The 23,659-nt window shown below is 57.4% G+C and carries 21 protein-coding genes and 3 tRNA genes; 2 read left to right on the forward strand and 22 right to left on the reverse strand.

The window, feature by feature from the left end; translation table 11 throughout:
- Positions 1 to 8: 8 nt before the first annotated feature.
- Positions 9 to 308, reverse strand: coding sequence for a DUF6388 family protein (locus ACZZ0B_RS22110; protein WP_008088353.1), 300 nt, complete (start codon positions 306 to 308; stop codon positions 9 to 11).
- A gap of 277 nt (positions 309 to 585) precedes the next feature.
- Here ACZZ0B_RS22110 and ACZZ0B_RS22115 point away from each other — a divergent pair, with 277 nt between their 5' ends.
- Positions 586 to 1,080 carry a hypothetical protein gene (locus ACZZ0B_RS22115; protein WP_440093133.1) on the forward strand — a complete coding sequence of 165 codons (495 nt, stop codon included), beginning with the start codon at positions 586 to 588 and terminating at the stop codon, positions 1,078 to 1,080.
- Positions 1,081 to 1,086: 6 nt separating this feature from the next.
- On the opposite strand, the gene ACZZ0B_RS22120 is transcribed toward ACZZ0B_RS22115, so the two are convergent.
- The 16 genes from ACZZ0B_RS22120 to rlmE all read right to left on the reverse strand — a co-directional run bounded on the left by ACZZ0B_RS22120 (position 1,087) and on the right by rlmE (position 16,780).
- A tRNA-Thr gene (locus ACZZ0B_RS22120) sits at positions 1,087 to 1,162 on the reverse strand.
- A 289-nt stretch (positions 1,163 to 1,451) separates the two neighbouring features.
- On the reverse strand, positions 1,452 to 3,557 hold the full coding sequence (pnp, locus tag ACZZ0B_RS22125) for a polyribonucleotide nucleotidyltransferase (RefSeq protein ID WP_008088348.1): 2,106 nt from the start codon (positions 3,555 to 3,557) through the stop codon (positions 1,452 to 1,454).
- A 193-nt stretch (positions 3,558 to 3,750) separates the two neighbouring features.
- Positions 3,751 to 4,020: a 30S ribosomal protein S15 gene (gene rpsO, locus ACZZ0B_RS22130; protein ID WP_003177875.1), complete on the reverse strand. Its 270-nt coding sequence runs from the start codon at positions 4,018 to 4,020 to the stop codon at positions 3,751 to 3,753.
- 142 nt (positions 4,021 to 4,162) lie between these two features.
- Positions 4,163 to 5,080 (reverse strand): tRNA pseudouridine(55) synthase TruB, encoded by a 918-nt coding sequence (gene truB, locus ACZZ0B_RS22135; protein ID WP_008088346.1) that lies wholly within the window; start codon positions 5,078 to 5,080, stop codon positions 4,163 to 4,165.
- Between the two features lie 4 nt (positions 5,081 to 5,084).
- Complete coding sequence (gene rbfA, locus ACZZ0B_RS22140) at positions 5,085 to 5,486, reverse strand: 30S ribosome-binding factor RbfA (protein WP_008088344.1); 402 nt, start codon at positions 5,484 to 5,486, stop codon at positions 5,085 to 5,087.
- Between the two features lie 160 nt (positions 5,487 to 5,646).
- Positions 5,647 to 8,178, reverse strand: coding sequence for a translation initiation factor IF-2 (gene infB / locus ACZZ0B_RS22145; RefSeq protein WP_008088343.1), 2,532 nt, complete (start codon positions 8,176 to 8,178; stop codon positions 5,647 to 5,649).
- A 27-nt stretch (positions 8,179 to 8,205) separates the two neighbouring features.
- Positions 8,206 to 9,687 (reverse strand): transcription termination factor NusA, encoded by a 1,482-nt coding sequence (gene nusA, locus ACZZ0B_RS22150; protein ID WP_008088341.1) that lies wholly within the window; start codon positions 9,685 to 9,687, stop codon positions 8,206 to 8,208.
- A 47-nt stretch (positions 9,688 to 9,734) separates the two neighbouring features.
- A complete protein-coding gene (gene rimP, locus ACZZ0B_RS22155) occupies positions 9,735 to 10,193 on the reverse strand; it encodes a ribosome maturation factor RimP (RefSeq protein ID WP_008088338.1) in 459 nt (152 codons plus the stop codon).
- Between the two features lie 139 nt (positions 10,194 to 10,332).
- A tRNA-Met gene (locus tag ACZZ0B_RS22160) sits at positions 10,333 to 10,409 on the reverse strand.
- Between the two features lie 97 nt (positions 10,410 to 10,506).
- Positions 10,507 to 10,592 (reverse strand) — tRNA-Leu (locus tag ACZZ0B_RS22165).
- A gap of 22 nt (positions 10,593 to 10,614) precedes the next feature.
- Positions 10,615 to 11,001 carry a preprotein translocase subunit SecG gene (secG, locus tag ACZZ0B_RS22170; protein ID WP_016986497.1) on the reverse strand — a complete coding sequence of 129 codons (387 nt, stop codon included), beginning with the start codon at positions 10,999 to 11,001 and terminating at the stop codon, positions 10,615 to 10,617.
- Between the two features lie 4 nt (positions 11,002 to 11,005).
- Positions 11,006 to 11,761, reverse strand: coding sequence for a triose-phosphate isomerase (gene tpiA / locus ACZZ0B_RS22175; protein WP_053117032.1), 756 nt, complete (start codon positions 11,759 to 11,761; stop codon positions 11,006 to 11,008).
- 65 nt (positions 11,762 to 11,826) lie between these two features.
- A complete protein-coding gene (glmM, locus tag ACZZ0B_RS22180) occupies positions 11,827 to 13,164 on the reverse strand; it encodes a phosphoglucosamine mutase (protein ID WP_008088334.1) in 1,338 nt (445 codons plus the stop codon).
- 16 nt (positions 13,165 to 13,180) lie between these two features.
- On the reverse strand, positions 13,181 to 14,032 hold the full coding sequence (folP, locus tag ACZZ0B_RS22185) for a dihydropteroate synthase (RefSeq protein WP_463546235.1): 852 nt from the start codon (positions 14,030 to 14,032) through the stop codon (positions 13,181 to 13,183).
- 8 nt (positions 14,033 to 14,040) lie between these two features.
- Positions 14,041 to 15,948, reverse strand: coding sequence for an ATP-dependent zinc metalloprotease FtsH (ftsH, locus tag ACZZ0B_RS22190; RefSeq protein WP_463546236.1), 1,908 nt, complete (start codon positions 15,946 to 15,948; stop codon positions 14,041 to 14,043).
- A 202-nt stretch (positions 15,949 to 16,150) separates the two neighbouring features.
- Positions 16,151 to 16,780 (reverse strand): 23S rRNA (uridine(2552)-2'-O)-methyltransferase RlmE, encoded by a 630-nt coding sequence (gene rlmE / locus ACZZ0B_RS22195; protein ID WP_008088328.1) that lies wholly within the window; start codon positions 16,778 to 16,780, stop codon positions 16,151 to 16,153.
- A gap of 101 nt (positions 16,781 to 16,881) precedes the next feature.
- Here rlmE and ACZZ0B_RS22200 point away from each other — a divergent pair, with 101 nt between their 5' ends.
- A complete protein-coding gene (locus tag ACZZ0B_RS22200) occupies positions 16,882 to 17,190 on the forward strand; it encodes a YhbY family RNA-binding protein (RefSeq protein WP_003221534.1) in 309 nt (102 codons plus the stop codon).
- A 9-nt stretch (positions 17,191 to 17,199) separates the two neighbouring features.
- Here ACZZ0B_RS22200 and ACZZ0B_RS22205 read toward each other — a convergent pair whose 3' ends face one another.
- The 5 genes from ACZZ0B_RS22205 to dapB all read right to left on the reverse strand — a co-directional run bounded on the left by ACZZ0B_RS22205 (position 17,200) and on the right by dapB (position 23,655).
- Positions 17,200 to 17,604: a hypothetical protein gene (locus ACZZ0B_RS22205; RefSeq protein WP_008088324.1), complete on the reverse strand. Its 405-nt coding sequence runs from the start codon at positions 17,602 to 17,604 to the stop codon at positions 17,200 to 17,202.
- 28 nt (positions 17,605 to 17,632) lie between these two features.
- Complete coding sequence (gene greA / locus ACZZ0B_RS22210) at positions 17,633 to 18,109, reverse strand: transcription elongation factor GreA (RefSeq protein WP_008088322.1); 477 nt, start codon at positions 18,107 to 18,109, stop codon at positions 17,633 to 17,635.
- Entirely contained in the window at positions 18,106 to 21,327 is a 3,222-nt protein-coding gene (gene carB, locus ACZZ0B_RS22215; RefSeq protein WP_008088320.1) for a carbamoyl-phosphate synthase large subunit, read from the reverse strand. Before carB ends, greA begins: the two co-directional genes overlap by 4 nt.
- A 126-nt stretch (positions 21,328 to 21,453) precedes the next feature.
- A complete protein-coding gene (carA, locus tag ACZZ0B_RS22220; protein ID WP_463546237.1) occupies positions 21,454 to 22,590 on the reverse strand; it encodes a glutamine-hydrolyzing carbamoyl-phosphate synthase small subunit in 1,137 nt (378 codons plus the stop codon).
- Positions 22,591 to 22,848: 258 nt separating this feature from the next.
- Positions 22,849 to 23,655 (reverse strand): 4-hydroxy-tetrahydrodipicolinate reductase, encoded by an 807-nt coding sequence (gene dapB, locus ACZZ0B_RS22225; RefSeq protein WP_463546238.1) that lies wholly within the window; start codon positions 23,653 to 23,655, stop codon positions 22,849 to 22,851.
- Between the last annotated feature and the right edge of the window lie 4 nt (positions 23,656 to 23,659).

Here is a 23,659-nt window from a genome sequence, read left to right on the forward strand (position 1 = left end):
GGCTGCTCTTAGACGACAAGATTGTTCATCTCGCAGTACTCATCCCACTCGACACCCAGTACTTCGGCCGCCTCTTTGTGCAGCACGAGGCGCTGCGCCTCGAACTCCTCCGGCGTGCTCGTGTACTTGAGCGTCAGCTCCCACGGCTGCAGGCCCTGAGCTTCGGCTTCGTCTTCGAAGGCCCACTGGATCTGATCTTTTTGATCATCAGGACTCAGGTCCTTGATCTCGTCCTTCAGGTCCGGTACGTCCAGAATGTACTTTTCCAGCGCTTGTTCGTGACGTTGCTCTTGAGTTAGTTCGGTCATGGCGTTCTCGTTGATCGTAAGAATGGAGGATGGATCTGGATCATCAAGGATCTCTCTGACGCGGATTTGTCCGGCCTTCGGAACCATTCGGGATCATCTGAAAACTGCTAAGCGATGCTCATGCAGGCACCGAATATAGGACGTTTGCATGACGAATTACACGGCTCTTTACATCTCTCGCACAAAAAGTTGACCTGCGGAACATAAATGCACTTTTCCAGTCATAGCGATGTGCCAGTTCGGCACTCATCTTCGCTGTTCACAAGGAAAACCAGTGATGCGCAGCTTTTCAAAAATCTCTTCTGTTGTGTCCGCTACCACGCTGCTTGCCGTTCTGGCGCTTCCCGCCAGCGCGATGGCGGTTGAGCTGAGCTCCAGTAGCCCGTCCTACGGCGACAAGGTTTCGCTGATTCACAACGATTACGGCAAAGACGTGGTGATCAGAAGCGATATCAGCATCGATGAACTGAAAAAAATGCGTGACACGATCAGCGAGCAATCGCGCCAGATCGAAGACCTCAAGCGCAGCGGCGGTTCGAGCTCAAACTCCAGCAGCAGGGACATCGATGACCTGAAGAACAAGATCAAGGAACAGGATCGTGAGCTGGACACGCTCGGTCGTCAGGTCGAAGACCTCAAGCGCAACAGCGGTTCGAGCTCAAGCTCGAGCAGCAGCGAGATTTCCAATCTGAAACAGAAGATCAATGATCAGGATCGGGCCATGGATCAGCTCAAACGTACCGTCGAGGACCTGAGCCGCAAGGTGAAATAAAGAGGTTGGTGCCCGAGACAGGAATCGAACCTGCGACCTTCGCGTTACGAGTGCGCTGCTCTACCGGCTGAGCTACACGGGCGGTGGGCTAAACCTAGCACCGGTCGTGTGCTGCGGCAAATTTGTGGGTTGCCTGATGGTTATCTCTTGAAACTCCCATTTGTGGCGAGGGGATTTATCCCCGTTCGGCAGCGCAGCGGCCGTGAATCCAACACCTCGGTGTTTCAGGCAGTCCGCAGTGTCTGGTTTTACGACTGCTGCGCAGCCGAACGGGGATAAATCCCCTCGCCACAATTGCTTTATGCCAGACAAAAAAATGCCCCGCCGTTTTCACGGCGGGGCATTTTCATTGCGCTAACGCCTGGGGGTAATTAAACGCCCGAAGCCTTTGCAGCTGCCACGTCTTTGATGGACAGCTTGATACGGCCGCGGTTGTCCACGTCCAGTACCAGCACTTCCACTTCCTGGCCTTCTTTCAGGATGTCGGTCACTTTCTCTACGCGAGCGTCGCTCAGCATCGAGATGTGCACCAGACCGTCCTTGCCCGGCAGGATGTTGACGAATGCGCCGAAGTCGACGATGCGCTCAACCTTGCCCACGTAGATCTTGCCGATCTCGGCTTCAGCGGTGATACCCAGAACGCGCTGACGTGCAGCTTCAGCAGCTTCCTTGGTTTCGCCGAAGATCTTGATCGAACCGTCGTCTTCGATGTCGATCGAAGCCTTGGTTTCTTCGCAGATCGCACGGATGGTCGCGCCACCTTTACCGATAACGTCACGGATTTTGTCGGTGTCGATTTTCATCGCGATCATGGTCGGAGCGTTGGCCGACAGTTCGGTACGCGACTGGCCGATGATCTGGTTCATCTGACCGAGGATGTTCAGGCGCGCTTCCAGGGCTTGGCCCAGAGCGATCTCCATGATTTCTTCGGTGATGCCTTTGATCTTGATGTCCATCTGCAGCGCGGTAACACCTTTGGCGGTACCGGCTACTTTGAAGTCCATGTCGCCCAGGTGGTCTTCGTCACCGAGGATGTCGGTCAGGACGGCGAATTTCTCGCCTTCTTTAACCAGACCCATGGCGATACCGGCAACCGGCGCCTTCATCGGCACGCCAGCGTCCATCAGGGCCAGGGAAGCGCCGCAAACGGAAGCCATCGAGCTCGAACCGTTGGATTCGGTGATTTCCGAAACCACACGGATGGTGTACGGGAACACGTCAGCGGCTGGCAGCATGGCCGAAACCGAACGACGGGCCAGACGGCCGTGACCGATTTCACGACGACCAGCGCCACCCATGCGACCACACTCGCCCACCGAGAACGGAGGGAAGTTGTAGTGCAGCATGAACGGGTCTTTTTTCTCGCCTTCCAGGGTGTCCAGCAGCTGTGCGTCACGGGCAGTGCCCAGAGTCGCGACTACCAGAGCCTGGGTTTCACCACGGGTGAACAGCGCCGAACCGTGAGTCTTCGGCAGAACGCCGACTTCGATGTTCAGCGGACGTACGGTTTTGGTGTCGCGACCGTCGATACGTGGCTTGCCGTTTACGATGTTTTCGCGAACGGTGCGGTATTCGATTTCGCCGAAAGCAGCTTTGACTTCGCTGGACGAAGGCTGGCCTTCTTCACCGGACAGCTTGGCAACCACCTGATCCTTCAGCTCACCCAGGCGAGCGTAACGGTCGGCCTTGATGGTGATGGTGTAAGCCTGGGAGATAGCGTCGCCGAACTCGGCACGGATAGCGCCCAGCAGTTCGGTGGCTTCTGGAGCAGGAGCCCAGTTCCAGGTTGGCTTGGCAGCTTCAGCGGCCAGTTCTTTGACGGCGTTGATCACCACCTGGAACTCGTCGTGAGCAAACAGTACCGCGCCCAGCATCTGGTCTTCGGTCAGCTCTTTGGCTTCCGATTCAACCATCAGGACGGCGTCGGAAGTACCGGCAACGACCATGTCCAGGCTCGAAGCAGCTTGTTGCTCGTAAGTCGGGTTCAGCAGGTAGCCGGTGCTTTCGTGGAAAGCAACGCGAGCAGCGCCGATCGGGCCGTCAAACGGGATGCCCGAGATCGCCAGGGCAGCCGAGGTACCGATCATCGCAGCGATGTCCGGATCGGTCTTCTTGCTGGTGGAAACGACGGTGCAGACAACCTGCACTTCGTTCATGAAGCCTTCTGGGAACAGCGGACGGATCGGACGGTCGATCAGTCGGGAAGTCAGGGTTTCTTTCTCGGAAGGACGGCCTTCACGCTTGAAGAAACCGCCAGGGATCTTACCGGCAGCGTAAGTCTTTTCCTGGTAGTGAACCGACAGAGGGAAAAAGCCCTTGCCTGGATCAGCTTGTTTTGCACCGACTACAGTCACCAATACGCTGACGTCGTCGTCAACGGTGACCAATACTGCGCCGGAGGCCTGACGGGCGATACGGCCAGTCTCGAGGGTAACGGTCGATTGACCGAACTGGAATTTTTTGATTACCGGGTTCACGGTGTCCTACCTTCTTTGTGGCTCTTGGGGGAACTGGTTTCTTGCGAATTCTTGGGCAATGTCGGGAATCGGCCCAACGCCTGTCCAGGGTAAAACGAGTATCCAGATAAAACTTGAGGCTGGGAGCCTGCAAGCCGCCGGCGGTAAACCGCAGACGTCCGACAGACAACCAACCTCATAGCGCAATCGCTGATTAGCGACGCAGACCCAGGCGACCGATCAGAGTCTGATAACGACCCAGATCCTTGCCTTTCAGGTAGTCCAGCAGCTTGCGACGCTGGTTTACCATGCGGATCAGACCACGACGGGAGTGGTGATCTTTACCGTTGGCCTTGAAGTGACCTTGCAGCTTGTTGATGTTGTGGGTCAGCAGTGCAACTTGCACCTCTGGCGAACCAGTGTCACCAACAGCTTGCTGGTAGTCAGCAACGATTTGAGCTTTTTCTTGAACGTCGAGAGCCATGAGGCAATCCTTTTATCAGGAAACTGTTTCAGGGAAACAGCTTCAACAGGCCAGGGACAAATCCCTGTATCTATAAATGAGTCGTGACCGTGCCTGTTAACAGCCACACTCGCCGACCTGCTGTGACACAGGCCGGTTCCGGTCATTCTGACCGAATCAAACGACGTGGCGCGATGCGCCCGTCTTCGCTCACTTCACCGATACCGATGAAGCGACCATTGTGATCCTGTACCCGCACCATGCCGAACTTCGGAGCATCCGGGGCACGTACCGGCTGGCCGTTGAGCCAGTAGAACGCGCTCGCTTCGGAGAAGTGCAGCAACGGCCAATCCTGCAGGCCGCTGTCCGATGGCATCAGGAAGCGATCCACCGCTTCGTTGCCGCCTTCGGCATGTACCGCTTCAAGCTCTTCGAGGGTCACGGTCTGCGCCAGGGTGAAAGGCCCGGCCTGGGTACGGCGCAATTCAGCGACGTACGCACCACAACCGAGTTGCTCACCGATATCCTCCACCAGGGTGCGAATATAGGTGCCTTTGCTGCAATCCACCGCAAGGCGCGCAGTATCACCTTCGAAGGCCAGTAATTCCAAGCGCGCAATAGTAACAGAACGCGGTTCACGCTCCACTACTTCGCCTGCACGAGCCAACTTGTACAGCGGCTGGCCATCACGCTTGAGTGCCGAGTACATCGGCGGTATCTGACTGATTTGCCCACGAAATTTCGGCAATGCCGCTTCGACATCGGCGCGACCAACGGTCACCGGGCGCTCCTGCAAAACCTCACCTTCGGCATCCGCCGTGGTGGTGGTCTTGCCCAGTTGCGCGAGGGTTTCATAAGCCTTGTCGGAATCGAGCAGGTATTGCGAGAACTTGGTCGCCTCGCCAAAGCACAGCGGCAAGACGCCAGTGGCCAGCGGATCGAGGCTGCCGGTGTGACCGGCCTTCTCGGCGTTGAGCAACCAGCGAACCTTCTGCAACGCGGCGTTGGAGGTGAACCCCAGCGGCTTGTCGAGCAGGATGATGCCGCTGACGTTACGACGGATACGTTTGACCTGAGCCACCGAATTACTCCTTGGTGTCTTCAGGTTCAGCAGCGACCGGATGCTGATTGTCTTCAGCCACCGCACGCTCGATCAGCGCCGACAAATGCGCACCACGAACGACGGATTCGTCGTAGTGGAAGTGCAGTTGCGGCACGCTGCGCAGCTTCATTTCGCGGGCCAGTTGCATACGCAGGAAACCTGCGGCGGAATTGAGCACCTTGATGCTTTGCGCGATGTCTTCAGCGTTGTCCTGCCCCATCACGGTGATGAAAATCTTTGCGTGACCGACGTCACGGCTGACTTCCACAGCGGTAATGGTGACCAGACCCACACGTGGATCTTTGACTTCACGACGGATCAGTTGGGCCAGCTCGCGCTGCATCTGATCGCCGATACGTTGGGTACGGCTGTATTCTTTTGCCATGATTTTGTTACCTGTTACTGCCAGGCGGTGAAACCCGCCAGGTCTGAAAGCGGCAAACGCCCGGCCTGACAAAAGCCAGACCGGGCGTTGCGTTTAGAGTCCGGGTGATGCGCCACACCCTTGAGTGCGGCCGACCATCACGGCTCCTGAAGTGCGCGAGTTAGAGGCTGCGAGCAACCTGAACCTTCTCGAAGACTTCGATCTTGTCGCCGACTTTGACGTCGTTGTAGCTCTTAACGCCGATACCGCATTCCATGCCGGCACGTACTTCGGAAGCGTCATCCTTGAAGCGGCGCAGGGATTCCAGCTCGCCTTCGAAGATAACGATGTCTTCACGCAGTACACGGATTGGACGGTTACGGTGCACAACACCTTCGATCACCATGCAACCTGCGATCGCGCCAAACTTCGGCGAACGGAACACGTCACGCACTTCGGCCACACCCAGGATGTTCTCGCGAACATCGCTGCCGAGCATGCCGGTCAGGGCTTTCTTGACGTCTTCGATGATGTCGTAGATCACGTTGTAGTAACGCATATCCAGACCTTCCTGCTCGACGATCTTGCGTGCGCCAGCATCGGCACGCACGTTGAAGCCGAACAGTACAGCGTTGGAAGCCAGTGCCAGGTTAGCGTCGGACTCGGTGATACCACCGACACCGCCGCCGACTACGCGCACTTGTACTTCGTCGTTGCCCAGGCCATTCAAGGCACCGTTCAACGCTTCCAGCGAACCACGGACGTCGGATTTGAGGACGATGTTGAGCGTCTTCTTCTCGGCCTGACCCATGTTTTCGAAGATATTTTCCAGCTTGCCGGCGTGAGCGCGAGCCAGTTTGACTTCGCGGAACTTGCCTTGACGGAACAGAGCCACTTCACGGGCTTTCTTCTCGTCAGCAACTACGCTCATCTCGTCGCCAGCGTCCGGGGTACCGTCCAGGCCGAGGATCTCGACAGGGATGGATGGACCGGCTTCTTTGATTGGCTTGCCGTTCTCGTCGAGCATGGCGCGAACACGACCATAGTTCGAACCGACCAGGACCATGTCGCCTTGGCGCAGGGTACCGTCTTGAACCAGAACGGTTGCAACCGGGCCACGACCTTTGTCGAGACGCGATTCAACCACAACACCACGACCAGGAGCCGATGGAGTTGCCTTCAGTTCGAGAACTTCAGCTTGCAGCAGAACGGCTTCGAGCAGCTCGTCGACGCCAGTACCGACTTTCGCCGAAACCGGTACGAACGGCGTATCACCGCCCCACTCTTCAGACGTCACGCCGTGAACCGACAGTTCGCTACGGATGCGATCGAGATCGGCGCCCGGCTTGTCGATTTTGTTCACTGCAACAACCAATGGCACGCCAGCCGCTACCGCATGCTGAACAGCTTCAATGGTCTGCGGCATCACGCCGTCGTCCGCTGCAACTACCAGAATCACGATGTCAGTCGCCTTGGCACCACGAGCACGCATTGCGGTAAACGCGGCGTGACCCGGGGTGTCGAGGAAGGTGACCATGCCGCGTTCGGTTTCAACGTGGTACGCACCGATGTGCTGGGTGATACCACCGGCTTCGCCAGCAGCTACCTTGGCACGACGGATGTAGTCGAGCAGGGAAGTTTTACCGTGGTCAACGTGGCCCATTACGGTCACGACCGGTGCACGGGAGAACGACTCACCTTCAAACTTCAGGGACTCGGCCAGGGAATCTTCCAGGGCGGTGTCGCTGACCAGGGTCACTTTGTGGCCCAGTTCTTCGGCTACCAGTTGAGCAGTTTCCTGATCAAGCACCTGGTTGATGGTCGCTGGGGTACCCAGTTTGAACATGAACTTGATGATTTCAGCAGCCTTGACCGACATCTGATTGGCGAGATCGCCAACAGTGATGGTCTCGCCGATCTGCACATCACGCACGACAGGGCCGGTTGGGCTCTGGAAACCGTGGGCGTTGCGCTTCTTCAGCTTGGCCTTGCCGCGACCACCACGACGGAAGCCATCACTTTCTTCGTCGGTAGTGCGTGGTGCCACACGTGGCGCCGGCGCTTTTTCTTTGACCGAGGCGCGATGCGGAGCGTTTTTGCGCTCGCCATCACCACCGCCGCTGCGACGATTGTTATCGTCGGCACGTGGCTTGTCCGGACGGCGCTGTTCGTTCTGCTTGTTGCGAACTTCGGCAGACGGCGCTGGAGCAGCGGCAGCGACCGGTGCGCTTTCGCGTACAGGTTCGGCAGCGGCAACCGGCGCCGCAACGGCAGCGCTGTTAGCGTTCTGCGCAGCAGCAGGCTGGTTACGCGCTTCTACTTCGGCGCGTTGCTTGGCTTCTTCTTCAGCCTTCTGACGGGCAGCATTTTCTACTGCGCGACGCTCATCCAGTTCACGCTTGCGCTCGGCTTCGATTTCTTCCGGGCTGCGCTGTACGAAAACTTTCTTTTTGCGGACTTCAACGCTGATGCTCTTGCTGCCAGCAACACGCAGGGTGCTGGTGGTTTTACGCTGCAGCGTGATCTTGCGTGGTTCTTCCACTTTCGCCTTGTGGCTGCTTTTCAAGTGAGTCAGCAGGGACTGCTTCTCACTGTCAGTCACATTTTCTTCGGCGGCGGTGTGCGGCAGACCTGCCTCACGCATCTGCTGCAACAGGCGCTCTACCGGTGTTTTGACCTCATCGGCCAGTTGTTTCACCGTGACTTGCGTCATGCACTTCTCTCCTCAGGCCGCGCCTAATTACTCGAACCAGTGGGCTCGGGCGGCCATGATCAACTTGCCGGCACGATCATCGTCAATGCCGTCGATGTCGAGCAGGTCGTCAATAGACTGCTCGGCCAGGTCTTCGCGGGTAATTACGCCGCGCACCGCCAGTTCCATCGCCAAATCCTTGTCCATACCCTCAAGCGAGAGCAGGTCTTCGGCCGGATGGGCGTCTGCCAGCTTTTCCTCAGTAGCGATGGCTTTGGTCAACAAACGATCCTTGGCACGAGCGCGAAGCTCGTTGACGGTATCTTCGTCAAAGCCGTCGATGTTGAGCATTTCTTCCAACGGTACGTAGGCAATCTCTTCCAGGCTGGTGAAGCCTTCATCTACCAGCACCTGTGCCAGGTCTTCGTCGACTTCCAGCTCGTCGATGAAGTTGCGCAGGATGTCGCCGGTTTCTGCTTGCTGCTTAGCCTGGATGTCCGATTCGGTCATCACGTTCAGGGTCCAGCCAGTCAACTGGCTAGCCAGACGCACGTTCTGACCACCGCGACCGATGGCCTGAGCCAGATTGTCTGCGCCAACGGCGATGTCCATTGCATGGGCATCTTCGTCAACGATAATTGCCGCAACCTCGGCCGGGGACATGGCGTTGATTACGAACTGAGCCGGGTTGTCGTCCCAAAGAACGATATCAACACGCTCACCGCCCAACTCACCCGACACTGCCTGGACGCGCGAACCGCGCATACCGATGCAAGCACCTTGTGGGTCAATGCGTTTGTCCTTGGAGCGGACGGCGATCTTGGCACGCGAACCCGGATCGCGGGACGCAGCCATGACTTCGATCAGGCCTTCAGCAATTTCCGGCACTTCGATGCGGAACAGCTCGATCAGCATTTCCGGCGCGGTACGCGACAGGATCAGCTGCGGGCCGCGGTTCTCGGTGCGGATTTCCTTGAGCAGCGCACGCAAACGCACGCCAACACGGAAAGTTTCGCGAGAAATGATGTCTTCACGGGCCAGCAACGCTTCAGCGTTGTTACCCAGATCGACAATCACGTTGTCGCGGGTGACCTTTTTCACGGTGCCGGAGATGATTTCTCCAAGGCGCTCGCGATAAGCGTCGACCACTTGTGCGCGCTCGGCTTCACGTACTTTTTGCACAATGACTTGCTTCGCAGTCTGTGCAGCAATGCGGCCGAACTCGATGGATTCGATCTTTTCTTCAACGACGTCGCCAACGTTGGCACCCGGATGCGTTTCGGCAACCTTGCTCGGCCAGGTTTCGATGGCCGGATCGTCGAGATCATTCTCTTCAACGACCGTCCAGCGACGGAAAGTTTCGTATGCCCCGGTGTGGCGGTTAATTTCCACACGCAGGTCAACTTCGTCTTCAAAACGCTTTTTGGTAGCAGTGGCCAAAGCCAGCTCCAGCGCTTCAAAAATTACGCTTGCCGGTACGCCCTTTTCATTGGATACCGACTCAACAACCAGCAGTACTTCTTTGCTCATCGTACGCCTCGCCTTTCGCAAGCCATTGGATCCGCGGGATCCGCGTCTCAGTCAAAACTGGGAATAATGTTGGCCTTGTCGATCATATCGATCGGCAACAGGAACTCATGGTCGTCTACCTGCACCACGACATCCTGTTCTTCTACACCGCGCAGAAGGCCCTGAAAGTTGCGTCGACCTTCGAAAGGCGAGCGCAGCTTGATCTTCACTTGTTCACCGACAAACTGGGCGAACTGCTCAATAGTGAACAGTGGGCGCTCCATGCCAGGCGAGGAAACTTCAAGGGTGTATTCAACGGTGATTGGATCTTCAACATCCAGGACACCACTGATCTGACGGCTGACAATGGCGCAATCGTCCACCAGCACGCCACCCTCTTTATCGATATAAACGCGCAACATCGAGTGACGACCCTGAGCCGAAAACTCGATACCCCAGCATTCATAGCCCAGGGCCACGACCACCGGGGCCAGCAAGGCCTGCAACTCTTCTAGCTTGCTCGACACCTGAACCCCCTAGTGCATGATATGTGCATGCTTTGCAAAATAAAAAAATGGGCGAAACGCCCATCCTTGAAACGCCGTCGAACAGCGGCGTTGAAAGTGTCCAGCTAACAAAAAGCCCCTTAAAAGGGGCTCCTTAAACTGGTTGCGGGGGCCGGATTTGAACCGACGACCTTCGGGTTATGAGCCCGACGAGCTACCAGACTGCTCCACCCCGCGACAAAGCTGGGGCGGAAGTATACGACCGATCCCTTATAGGGTCAATGTAACCTTCCACCTGCAAGAAAGCCCGCAACAGCGGGCTCTCCTGACTAATTGGTACCGAGAAGGGGACTCGAACCCCTACACCCTATGGGCACAACCACCTCAAGGTTGCGTGTCTACCAATTCCACCACCTCGGCAAAACTACGTTTGAAACCCTTCTTACTTCTGCTCTTGAGCTGGAGGTACGTCAGTCGCTGGAGTAGCCGACTTTTGCTCTTGAAGCACCGGGACATCATCAGAAGCCGGCTGTTGTTGCTTAGGTACTTCCAACACTGCTGGGTTTGGGAGACCTGCCTGAGTTAGCTGGTGAGCCTTCTCTTTAGCAAAGTAACCTAACCCCAAGCTGGTTATGAAGAAACCGGCGGCAAGTATAGCAGTAAACTTACTAAGAAAGGTAGAGGAACCTTGGCTTCCGAACACAGTATTTGAAGCACCTGCTCCGAAAGACGCGCCAGCGTCCGCACCCTTACCCTGCTGCAGCAAAACCAGAGCAACTACGCCCAATGCACCCAGCAGATGAAAAACGACTACGACTGTTTCCAGCATTTTTTCAGTTTCCCGCGGCGCGACAGATCGCACCGAACTCATCTGCATTCAGGGAAGCTCCACCAATGAGCCCCCCATCGATATCCGGCATGCCGAACAGTTCGACCGCATTGGCCGCCTTCACGCTGCCGCCGTATAGAAGCCGCACACCTCGTGCGACTTCAGAATTCTCTGCCGCCAGCTGCTCGCGAATGGCTTTATGCACATCCTGAGCTTGCTGCGGCGTTGCAGTCAGTCCGGTACCAATAGCCCAGACCGGCTCGTAAGCGATGACTGCCTTGGCAAAAGCACCTACACCCAGCTCCTCGATGATGCTGCCCAGCTGACGCCCGACAACCTCAAGAGTTTTTCCAGCTTCGCGCTGTTCAAGGGTTTCCCCTACACACAACACCGGAATCAAGCCACATGCCTGTGCAGCTGCGAACTTGCGATTCAGCATCCCGTCTCGCTCACCCATGATCTGGCGGCGTTCGGAGTGCCCGACAAGCACAAGGGAACAACCTGCATCCACCAACTGACTCGGTGCAATCTCACCGGTCAATGCACCTTGCATGGATTCCACCGCAGAATTCTGCGCACCGACCGAAATCGATTTACCTTTCAAGCCATCAACCACTTGGTTGATATACAAGCAAGGCGGGAATACCGCGACATCAACACCGCTTGGCAAGGCCAGATGACGAAGGCCGTTGATCAGCTCAGCGACGCTGGCGCGGGTACCGTGCATCTTCCAGTTACCAGCTACCATAGGGCGACGCATGCTGTACCTCGTCGGTCAAAGTGGGCGCAGATGTTACCCAACACAATCATGCCTTGCAAGCCGTATCAGGCAGAAACTTCAGTTACCAGTTTTGCCAGTTCTTCGGCATAGCCGCGAACCTGTGCTTCGTCCTCGCCCTCGACCATTACACGCACCAGAGGCTCTGTGCCGGACTTGCGCAAAAGAACACGACCGCGACCCGCCATTGCCTGAGTGACTCGCGCACTGGCTTCCTTGACAGCCGGATGCTCCAGCGGGCTATTGCCACCAGCAAAACGTACGTTGATCAGCACCTGAGGGCACTTGCGCAGCGCCTGACGCGATTGCGCCAAGCCTTCATTGCGAGTCTTCAGCGCCATCAACACCTGCAACGCGGCGATGATCGCATCACCGGTCGTGGTGTGGTTGAAGCAAACGATATGCCCCGAATTCTCACCGCCGACCAGCCAATTACGCTCAAGCAACTCCGCGATCACATAACGGTCGCCGACGTTGGCACGAATGAACGGAATCGAAAGATCCGCCAGCGCCAACTCCAGGCCGAGGTTACTCATCAGGGTGCCAACCACGCCGCCCTGCAGCTTACCGCGCTCATGCAGATCGCGAGCGATGATGAACAACAACTCGTCTCCATCAACAATGGCGCCAGTGTGATCGACCATGAGAACCCGATCGCCATCGCCGTCAAAGGCGATCCCCAGATCAGCGTGCTCTGCGAGTACAGCCGCCTGCAACTGGCCCATGTGGGTCGAGCCGCAGTTATCGTTGATGTTCAGCCCATTGGGCTGGGCAGACAAGACGACAACTTCTGCGCCCAACTCCCGGAAGACGCTTGGCGCCACCTTGTAGGTTGCACCATGCGCGCAATCGATAACGATCTTGAGCCCGGAAAAGCTGGTGCCGGTTGGCACGCTGCTCTTGCAGAACTCGATGTAGCGACCCGAGGCATCGTTGATGCGCGACACTTTGCCGATTTTGCTCGACTCAACCACCGTCATCGGCGCATCCAGCAACTCTTCGATCATCAGTTCCAGCTCATCCGGCAACTTGGTACCTTTGCCGGAGAAGAATTTGATGCCGTTATCGTCGTGCGGATTGTGTGAAGCACTGATAACGATCCCTGCTTCCGCCTGGAAAGTTCGCGACAGATAGGCAATGGCCGGCGTCGGCATCGGCCCCAGCAACATCACATCGGCACCCGCCGAGGTCAGCCCCGCCTCAAGTGCAGACTCGAACATGTAGCCGGAAATTCGCGTGTCCTTGCCGACAAGCACCTTGCAGGCGCCCATCTTGCGAAACGCCATGCCTGCGGCCCAACCGAGCTTGAGCATGAAGTCAGGAGTAATCGGGTATACACCGACGCGACCACGAATGCCGTCGGTACCAAAGTATTTTTTGCTCATAAGTGCTCCATCATTCTTATTCGGCTGATTCCACGGCCGCGATCATTCGCACCACGTCTACCGTCTCCGCAACATCATGGACGCGCAATATACGCGCGCCTTTGACAGATGCCAGCGCTGCCAGGGCCAGGCCACCGAAAAGGCGCTCGCCTACCGGGCGATTTAGGGCATGGCCGATCATACTTTTTCGCGAAACGCCGACCAGCAAAGGTCGACCGAACGCATGCAGGGCTTCCATATGCTTGAACAAGCTTAGATTGTGCTGCAGGGTTTTGGCGAAGCCGAAACCGGGGTCGAGAATGATGCGCTCAGCAGGAATGCCCGCCAGCGCACACGCCGACATACGTTCAACGAGAAACTCGCCCACTTCCCGGGTGACATCCTCATACTGCGGGTTGTCCTGCATGTCGCCGGGCTCACCCAGCATATGCATCAGGCAAACCGGCAAACCTGTAGCCGCCGCCGCATCCAGCGCACCATCACGCTGCAACGACCGCACATCATTGATCAAACCAGCGCCCAGCCGCGCGGTTTCGCGCATCACGGCAGGCGTCGAAGTATCAACCGAGATAATGACGTCGAGCTCGCGATTGATCAGCTCGACGATGGGCGCAACGCGCTCCAGCTCTTCGAGCGGCGATACCGCCCGCGCGCCAGGCCGGGTCGACTCGCCACCCACATCAATCAGCGTGGCACCCGCAACAACCATGGCTTCGGCGTGGTGCAACGCCGCATCGAGCTGGCTGTATTTGCCGCCATCAGAGAAGGAATCGGGAGTGACATTGAGAATGCCCATGACATGCGTCTGGGCCAAATCAAGAACCCGGTTGCCACAAGGCAACCGGGTCAGGGACTGAACAGAAGTCATTTCAAACCTTAAACGTCAGCAGCCGGACCGCCAATCGGTGTTTGCGGACGCTCGCCCTGAACCACTGGTGGCGGTGGCGTACCGGTGCCACCCGACCAATCGCGCGGTTCGCGAGGCGTACGACCGGCCATGATGTCGTCGATCTGCTCGGCATCGATCGTCTCGTACTTCATCAGGGCGTCAGCCATTGCATCGAGCTTGTCGCGGTTATCCGTAAGGATCTGCTTGGCGGTGCCATAGCACTGGTCAATGATGCTGCGTACTTCGGAGTCGATCAGCTTGGCTGTCTCACCCGAGAAGCTGGCAGCCTGACCACCACCGCCACGACCGAGGAATACTTCACCCTCTTCTTCGGCGTACATCAATGGACCGAGTTTTTCCGACAGGCCCCACTTGGTCACCATGTTCCGTGCAATCTGACTGGCACGCATGATGTCGTTGGAAGCACCGGTGGTCACACCGTCGAAACCCAGGGTCATTTCTTCAGCGATACGACCGCCGTACAACGAGCAGATCTGACTGATCAGTGCGCGCTTGGAAAGGCTGTAGCGATCCTCTTCCGGCAGGAACATGGTCACACCCAAAGCACGACCGCGCGGGATGATCGACACTTTGTAAACCGGATCATGCTCAGGCACGACGCGACCCACGATGGCGTGGCCAGCTTCGTGATAAGCAGTGTTCTGCTTTTCCTTCTCGGACATGACCATCGATTTGCGCTCGGCGCCCATCATGATCTTGTCTTTCGCCAGTTCGAATTCTTTCATCTCAACGATGCGCTTGCCGCTGCGTGCAGCGAACAGCGACGCTTCGTTGACCAGGTTAGCCAGGTCAGCACCGGAGAAACCCGGAGTACCACGCGCGATCACGGCCGGAGCAACGTCGTCACCCATTGGCACTTTGCGCATGTGAACCTTGAGAATCTGCTCGCGACCACGGATATCCGGCAGCCCCACCACAACCTGACGGTCAAAACGGCCCGGACGCAACAGCGCAGGGTCGAGCACGTCAGGACGGTTGGTTGCAGCGATAACAATGATGCCGTCATTCATCTCGAAGCCGTCCATCTCAACCAGCAACTGGTTGAGGGTCTGCTCACGCTCGTCGTGACCGCCACCCATGCCGGCACCACGGTGGCGACCGACGGCGTCGATTTCGTCGATGAAGATGATGCATGGCGCGTGCTTCTTCGCCTGCTCGAACATGTCACGTACACGGCTGGCACCGACACCGACGAACATCTCGACGAAGTCAGAACCGGAAATGGTGAAGAACGGCACTTTTGCTTCGCCGGCAATTGCCTTGGCGAGCAAGGTTTTACCGGTACCCGGAGGACCGACCATCAGTACGCCGCGTGGAATACGACCACCCAGACGCTGGAACTTGCCCGGATCACGGAGGAATTCAACCAGCTCGCCAACCTCTTCCTTGGCTTCGTCACAACCGGCAACGTCAGCCAATGTGGTTTTTACCTGATCTTCGGAGAGCAGGCGCGCCTTGCTCTTGCCAAAGCTCATCGGCCCGCCCTTGCCGCCGGCTCCACCCTGCATCTGGCGCATGAAGAACATGAACACTGCGATGATCACCAGGATCGGGAAGCTGGCCACCAGAAGCTGGGTCCAGATGCTTTGCTGCTCAGGCTGCTTGCCTTCGACCACAACGTGGTTGTCGACCAGATCGCCGATCAGGCCATTGTCCTGGATTGCCGGACGAATGGTCTTGAAGCTGTCGCCGTCGTTACGCTTACCGGTAATCACATAGCCATCAACGGCTACGCGCTCGACCTTGCCATCCTTGACCTGCTGGATGAAGTCGGAATAGTTGAGGGTCTGCGGCTCGTTAGGGCTGGAGAAGTTGTTCATCACCGTCACCAGGACAGCCGCGATGATCAACCACAGGATCAGATTCTTTGCCATATCGTTCAATTAACTACCCTCTGAAGCAAGCTCCGCTACTGGCGCGCGCTTCGCATGATATTCACCGGCCTAACTTACTACATTACCTACAGCTCTGGCAGGCGCCGTCTGTAACCCTTTGTGAAACACTTTCTACACAATATTCGTTAATGCTGGCCGGGCGAAATACTAAAAACCTATCACCCTGCCAAAAAAACTCGTTTTATTCACTACGACCGCGGTAGCCCCAAGCCAGCATGTATTGCTCGCGGGAGGAGCCACGAGAGGAGTCCGGCTTGATCATCTGGATCTTGTCGAACTTCTTGCGAGCGTCCTTCAGGTAAACATCAAACCCTTCACCCTGAAAAATCTTGATCACAAAATTACCACCCGGCTTGAGGATACGCTCCGCCAAATCAAGTGCCAGCTCGCAAAGGAACATGGCTTTCGGCATATCCACTTCAGGCGTACCACTCATATTGGGGGCCATATCGGAAATCACAAGGTCCACCTGCGAATTACCCACAGCCTCCAGGATCTGAGCGAGCACCGCGTCTTCAGTGAAGTCGCCCTGGATGAAGGTCACGTCAGGGATGCTGTCCATCTCCAGAATATCCGAAGCGATCAAGCGCCCCTGACCGCCGATCAGACGACTGGTGACCTGCGACCAGCCGCCGGGCGCCGCGCCTAGGTCGACAACGCTCATGCCCGGACGGATCAGCTTGTATTTCTCCTGGACTTCCAGAAGCTTGTAACTCGCACGCGAGCGGTAGCCATCCTTCTGCGCTTGCTTCACATAGGGATCGTTGACATGTCTTTTCAGCCAACCAAGGCTTGTCTTGGAACGCGCCATTGGGCACCTCAGTGATTAGGGTCGTGATTAATTGGGCGGATCCACGAACCCTCGGGTAAAATGGCCGCCATTTTACAGAATCCAGACGAAAGGGTCAGATTATGCCGCTCACTCCAGAGCAGAAGAAACAGTACAAATCCATTGGTCACCACCTGAAACCGGTTTTGACGGTGGCTGACAACGGTTTGACTGAAGGTGTGCTAGCCGAACTTGAACGCGCTTTGGCGGATCACGAGCTGATCAAAATCAAGCTCAACATCCTCGATCGCGAATCGCGCCTGGCGCACATTGCAGAACTGTGCAAGGTTGGCAAAGCGGATCTGGTACAGGTCATCGGTAAGATGGCACTGGTTTACCGCAAGAACTTCAGCGTCAACAAGCAGCTGTCGAACGTTCATCGCTTCAAGTGATGAAAAGGGTCAAGGGTGTGCTTCGCGCACCCTGCCACTCCATCCCGGCACCGGCTGCATCACCAGCACCAGCCCGGAAAAGCCCAGCACCAGATAACTGAACACCTGCCAGCGCTGCGCATCCGGCCAGCCGACACGCACTGCGACAAACATCGCACACGCATACAACGCCATCAGCAGCACCTGCCCGCGAAAATCTCGCCATAGACTGGCAAGGCCCTCGGCCTGTATCAGCACCAAAGCCTGAAAAACCACACAAGCGGCAGCGAATCCCACCACCAGCACTTCAAACATGCTTGAGATTTCATCGATCAACAGCGGCGCCAGTTCAATCTGAACCAGCACCGGCTGCAAACCGAGATGAACCAACCATAGACCGCCGACCCACAACATCTGGGTCAGCTGCCAAAGCATGGCGCCCGCATGCAGCGGGCGCCTTCTTTCAGATGTGACGGACTTCGACAATCTCGTACTCGATCACGCCACTTGGCGTTTTCACGGCGACTACATCGCCCTCTTCCTTGCCGATCAAGGCACGGGCCAAAGGCGAGCCGACGGAAATCTTGCCGAGTTTGAAGTCAGCCTCATCCTCACCCACGATGTGGTAAGTGACGCTTTCATCAGTCTCGACATTGGCGATTTCGACGGTAGTGCCGAAAATCACCTTGCCAGTATGAGGAATGGTCGTGACGTCAATGATGACCTGATTCTGAATCCGGCCTTCGATGTCACGAATCCGCGCCTCGACCATGCCCTGCTGTTCGCGCGCGGCATGGTATTCGGCGTTTTCTTTCAAGTCACCCAACTCGCGGGCCGTACCGATGTCCTGGCTGAGCTTCGGACGAACGACCTTGGTCAGGTGAGTGTGTTCTTCTTCCAGGGCTTTAGCGCCCTGGACGGTCATTGGGTATTTGATCATGCCTTCAATCCTGCGTGTAGATCCTGCAAGCGGCGCACGGTCTTTTCCGGACCGAACTTCAGCGCTTCGCAGATAGCTTCGCCAGCAGCAATGGTGGTAGTGCAGTAAATCTTGTGCTGCAAGGCATTACGACGAATGGAGTACGAATCAGCGATCGACTGACGACCTTCGGTGGTGTTGATGATCAGGGTGACTTCGTCATTCTTGATCATGTCGACCACGTGCGGACGACCCTCGGTCACCTTGTTCACACGGCGCACTTTCAGGCCTGCGGCTTCGATCAGCTTGGCAGTCCCGGCAGTGGCAACCACTTCGAAACCCAAGTTGATCAGATCACGGGCCACGCCTGCAACCAGTGGCTTGTCGTCGTCACGTACGCTGATGAACGCAGTACCGCCGGTCGGCAGCACTTCGCTGGCGCCCATCTGGGCTTTGGCGAATGCTTCACCGAAGGTGTCACCCACACCCATCACTTCACCGGTCGACTTCATCTCTGGGCCGAGGATCGGGTCAACGCCAGGGAATTTGGCGAACGGGAAGACCGCCTCTTTCACGCTGTAGAAGTTCGGGATGATTTCTTTGGTGAAGCCGATTTCTTTCAGGGTTTTACCAGCCATCACGCGGGCAGCGATCATGGCCAGGGAAACACCGATGCACTTCGATACGAACGGTACGGTACGCGAAGCGCGCGGGTTGACTTCAATGACGTAGATGTCTTCGCCTTGCAGCGCCAACTGTACGTTCATCAGACCGACAACACCCAGCTCCAATGCCATTTTCTTGACCTGTTCGCGCATCTCGTCCTGGATATGCACAGGCAGCGAGTAAGGCGGCAGCGAGCACGCGGAGTCACCGGAGTGAACGCCAGCCTGTTCGATATGCTGCATGATCGCGCCGATCACTACATCTTTGCCGTCGCAGACTGCATCCACGTCCATCTCGATGGCGCAGTTGAGGAAGTGATCGAGCAGCACCGGGCTGTCGTTGGACACTTTCACCGCATCACGCAGGTAGCGCTTGAGCTCTTCTTCTTCGTAAACGATTTCCATCGCGCGACCACCCAGTACATAGGATGGGCGTACGACCAGCGGGTAACCGATCTTGCTGGCGGCACGAATTGCTTCGTCTTCGCTGCGCACGGTGGCGTTAGGCGGCTGACGCAGATTCAGACGCTCAACCATTTGCTGGAAGCGCTCGCGGTCTTCAGCGCGGTCGATAGCGTCAGGGCTGGTACCGATGATCGGCACGCCAGCGGCTTCAAGAGCGCGCGCCAGTTTCAGCGGCGTCTGGCCGCCGTACTGGACGATCACGCCTTTTGGCTTCTCGACGCGGCAGATTTCCAGCACGTCTTCGAGGGTTACCGATTCGAAGTACAGACGATCGGAGGTGTCGTAGTCAGTGGAAACAGTTTCCGGGTTGCAGTTGACCATGATGGTTTCGTAGCCGTCTTCGCGCAGTGCGAGGGCAGCGTGAACGCAGCAGTAGTCGAACTCGATACCTTGGCCGATACGGTTCGGGCCACCGCCCAGAATCATGATCTTGTCGCGACCCGAGGGCGCGGCTTCGCACTCTTCTTCGTAAGTCGAATAGAGGTAAGCGGTGTCGGTGGCGAACTCGGCGGCGCAGGTGTCAACGCGCTTGTAGACCGGGAACACTTCCAGCTTGTGACGGTGAGTCCGCAGGTTCTTCTCGGTCACACCCAGCAGCTTGGCCAGACGCTGATCGGAGAAGCCTTTGCGCTTGAGCTTGTACATCACGTCACGGTCGATCGCGGACAGACCAAGGGTCTTGACCTTCTCTTCGTCCTTGATCAGATCTTCGATCTGTACCAGGAACCAAGGGTCGATCATGTTCATCGCGAAGATTTCTTCGACGGTCATGCCAGCGCGGAAAGCGTCTGCCACGTACCAGATGCGCTCGGCGCCCGGCACGGTCAGTTCACGCTTGAGCACGCTCATGCTTTCCGGGTTGCTCAGGTCGAGCTTCTCGTCCAGACCGCAAACACCGACTTCCAGACCGCGCAGGGCTTTCTGCAGGGATTCCTGGAAAGTACGGCCGATGGCCATGACTTCACCGACCGACTTCATCTGAGTGGTCAGACGTGCGTCAGCCTTGGCGAATTTCTCGAAGGCGAAGCGTGGCAGCTTGGTGACGACGTAGTCGATCGACGGCTCGAAGGACGCCGGGGTTTTGCCGCCGGTGATGTCGTTCGACAGTTCGTCGAGGGTGTAGCCCACAGCCAGTTTGGCCGCGACTTTGGCGATCGGGAAACCGGTAGCTTTCGAAGCCAACGCCGAGGAACGCGATACGCGCGGGTTCATTTCGATCACGACCATACGGCCAGTGTCCGGGCAGATACCGAATTGCACGTTGGAACCGCCGGTCTCGACGCCGATCTCGCGCAGTACCGCCAGGGAGGCGTTACGCAGGATCTGGTATTCCTTGTCGGTCAGGGTTTGTGCTGGAGCCACGGTGATCGAGTCACCGGTGTGCACGCCCATCGGGTCGAAGTTTTCGATCGAGCAGACGATGATGCAGTTGTCCTTTTTGTCGCGGACAACTTCCATTTCATATTCTTTCCAGCCGATCAGCGATTCGTCGATCAGCAGTTCTTTGGTCGGCGACAGGTCGAGACCGCGAGCGCAGATTTCTTCGAACTCTTCACGGTTGTACGCAATACCACCACCGGTGCCGCCCATGGTGAAGGACGGACGGATGATGCACGGGAAGCCGAGGGTTTCGAGAACCGCGTTGGCTTCTTCCATGCTGTGGGCGATACCGGAACGCGGGCACGCCAGGCCGATGGATTTCATCGCCTTGTCGAAACGCGAACGGTCTTCAGCCTTGTCGATGGTGTCGGCGTTGGCGCCGATCATTTCTACGCCGAACTTCTCCAGAATGCCTTCGCGCTCCAGGTCCAGGGCGCAGTTCAGAGCGGTCTGGCCGCCCATGGTTGGCAGCACCGCATCCGGACGCTCTTTTTCGATGATCTTGGCAACGGTCTGCCACTTGATCGGCTCGATGTACGTGGCGTCAGCCATGTCCGGGTCGGTCATGATGGTGGCCGGGTTGGAGTTCACCAGGATGACGCGGTAGCCCTCTTCGCGCAGGGCTTTACAGGCCTGGGCGCCGGAGTAGTCGAATTCGCAGGCCTGGCCGATAACGATCGGGCCAGCGCCGAGAATCAGGATGCTTTTAATGTCTGTACGTTTTGGCATGGGTTTGTCACTCAAATCCGCAGGTCAGTCGGCAAGCCGTCTTGATCGATTTCTGAAGTCCCGAGGGGGCCACCGCTGTCGGGGCCGCCCTCGAGGGGCTTCTCTCTACAGTCTCAAGGCGAACGCTTAGCGTCGCTTGGCCATCTCGTTGATGAAGCGGTCGAACAGTGGCGCGACATCGTTCGGGCCCGGGCTCGCTTCAGGGTGACCCTGGAAGCTGAACGCACTCTTGTCGGTGCGCTCGATGCCTTGCAGGGTGCCGTCGAACAGCGATTTGTGAATCGCACGAACGTTGGCTGGCAGGGTTTCTTCGTCCACCGCGAAACCGTGGTTCTGGCTGGTGATCATCACAACGCCAGTGTCCAGATCCTGCACCGGGTGGTTGGCACCGTGGTGGCCATGGCCCATTTTCAGGGTCTTGGCGCCTGAGGCCAGAGCCAGCAGTTGATGACCGAGGCAGATGCCGAACACCGGAATCTCGGTTTCCAGGACTTCCTTGATCGCCTTGATCGCGTAGTCGCATGGCTCCGGATCACCAGGGCCGTTGGACAGGAACACGCCGCCCGGCTTCAGTGCCAGTACGTCGGCGGCTGGCGTCTGAGCCGGCACCACGGTGACACGGCAGCCGCGCTCGACCAGCATGCGCAGGATGTTGACCTTGACGCCGTAGTCGTAGGCAACCACGTGGTAAGGCAGCTCGGAAGCGTCGATGGTCGCGTGGCTGTCGGTCTTCAGATCCCAGACAGTCGAGCGCCATTCGTATTGCTTCTTGGTGCTGACGACTTTCGCCAGATCCATGCCCTTCAGGCCCGGGAAGCCTTGCGCAGCAGCGATTGCAGCCTCTTCGGAGATGTTGTCGCCGGCCATGATGCAGCCGTTCTGAGCGCCTTTTTCACGCAGGATGCGGGTCAGGCGACGGGTGTCGATACCGGCGATGGCCACAACGTTGTTGGCTTTCAGGTAGTCGGACAGGGACATCGTGTTACGCCAGTTGCTCGCTACCAGCGGCAGGTCACGGATGACCAGGCCAGCGGACCATACGCGGTCGGACTCGGCATCTTCCGGCGTGGTGCCGGTGTTGCCGATGTGCGGGTAAGTCAGGGTAACGATCTGTTGGGCGTAGGAAGGATCGGTAAGGATTTCCTGATAGCCGGTCATTGCGGTGTTGAACACCACCTCACCAACGGTTTGACCGTCGGCACCAATGGCTTCGCCGCGAAAAATGCTGCCATCAGCAAGGGCAAGTATGGCTGGCTTAGTCAAGAAGACCTCCCGTAAATAACGCATGAAAGGGCGATCGCAGGTTGTAAAAAAGCGGAGTGACGTATGGACACGTCACCCCGCTTCTTCACTGAATTATTCTGCGCGCTTTTAGTGGACACACTAAAGCTGTAGCTTACAGAAAAAGGCTTTTTTGGTCCACCGCTAAAGAGCCTAAAAGGCCGGAGAATGCGACAGGACGTCGCCAGGCGGAGAAAAACCAGCGCAAACAGGGCGTTTGCGCCGGATTCAAACGATCAATCAACGCAGGTCGAGTACGTCTTGCATGTCGTACAGACCCGGCTCGCGACCATCCAGCCACAGCGCAGCACGCACCGCCCCCTTGGCGAACGTCATGCGGCTCGACGCCTTGTGTGTGATCTCCAGACGCTCACCTTCGCAGGCGAACAGCACGGTGTGATCACCCACCACATCACCGCCGCGCACGGTGGCAAAACCGATGGTTTCGCGCTCACGAGCGCCGGTATGACCCTCGCGACCGTAAACCGCAACGTTCTGCAGATCACGATCCAGCGCACTGGCAATCACTTCACCCATACGCAACGCCGTACCCGACGGCGCATCGATCTTGTGACGGTGATGAGCCTCGATGATTTCGATGTCGGCATCATCACCCAACACGCGCGCCGCCATGTCGAGCAGCTTCAGCGACAGATTGACACCGACGCTGAAGTTGGCCGCGAAGACGATCGGAATATCCTTGCCCGCCTCGACCAGCAACTGCTTTTGCGCCGCATCCAGCCCAGTGGTGCCGATGACCATGGCCTTGCCTGCCTTGCGGCAGAACGCCAGATTTTTCAGCATCACCTCCGGCAGCGTGAAGTCGATCAATACGTCGAACTCTTCAGCCACAGCCTCGATATGACCGGACAGCGGCACGCCGATACGACCCAGCGACGCCAACTCACCGGCATCGACGCCGATCAGCGTGCTGCCGGGACGAACCACCGCAGCGGTCAACCCGGTCAGCGGTGCGCGCTGCTGCACGGCCTCGACCAGAATCTTGCCCATGCGCCCGGCGGCGCCCATCACAGCTATACGTCGCATGCAG

Source organism: Pseudomonas sp. AC247, from assembly GCF_979258015.1.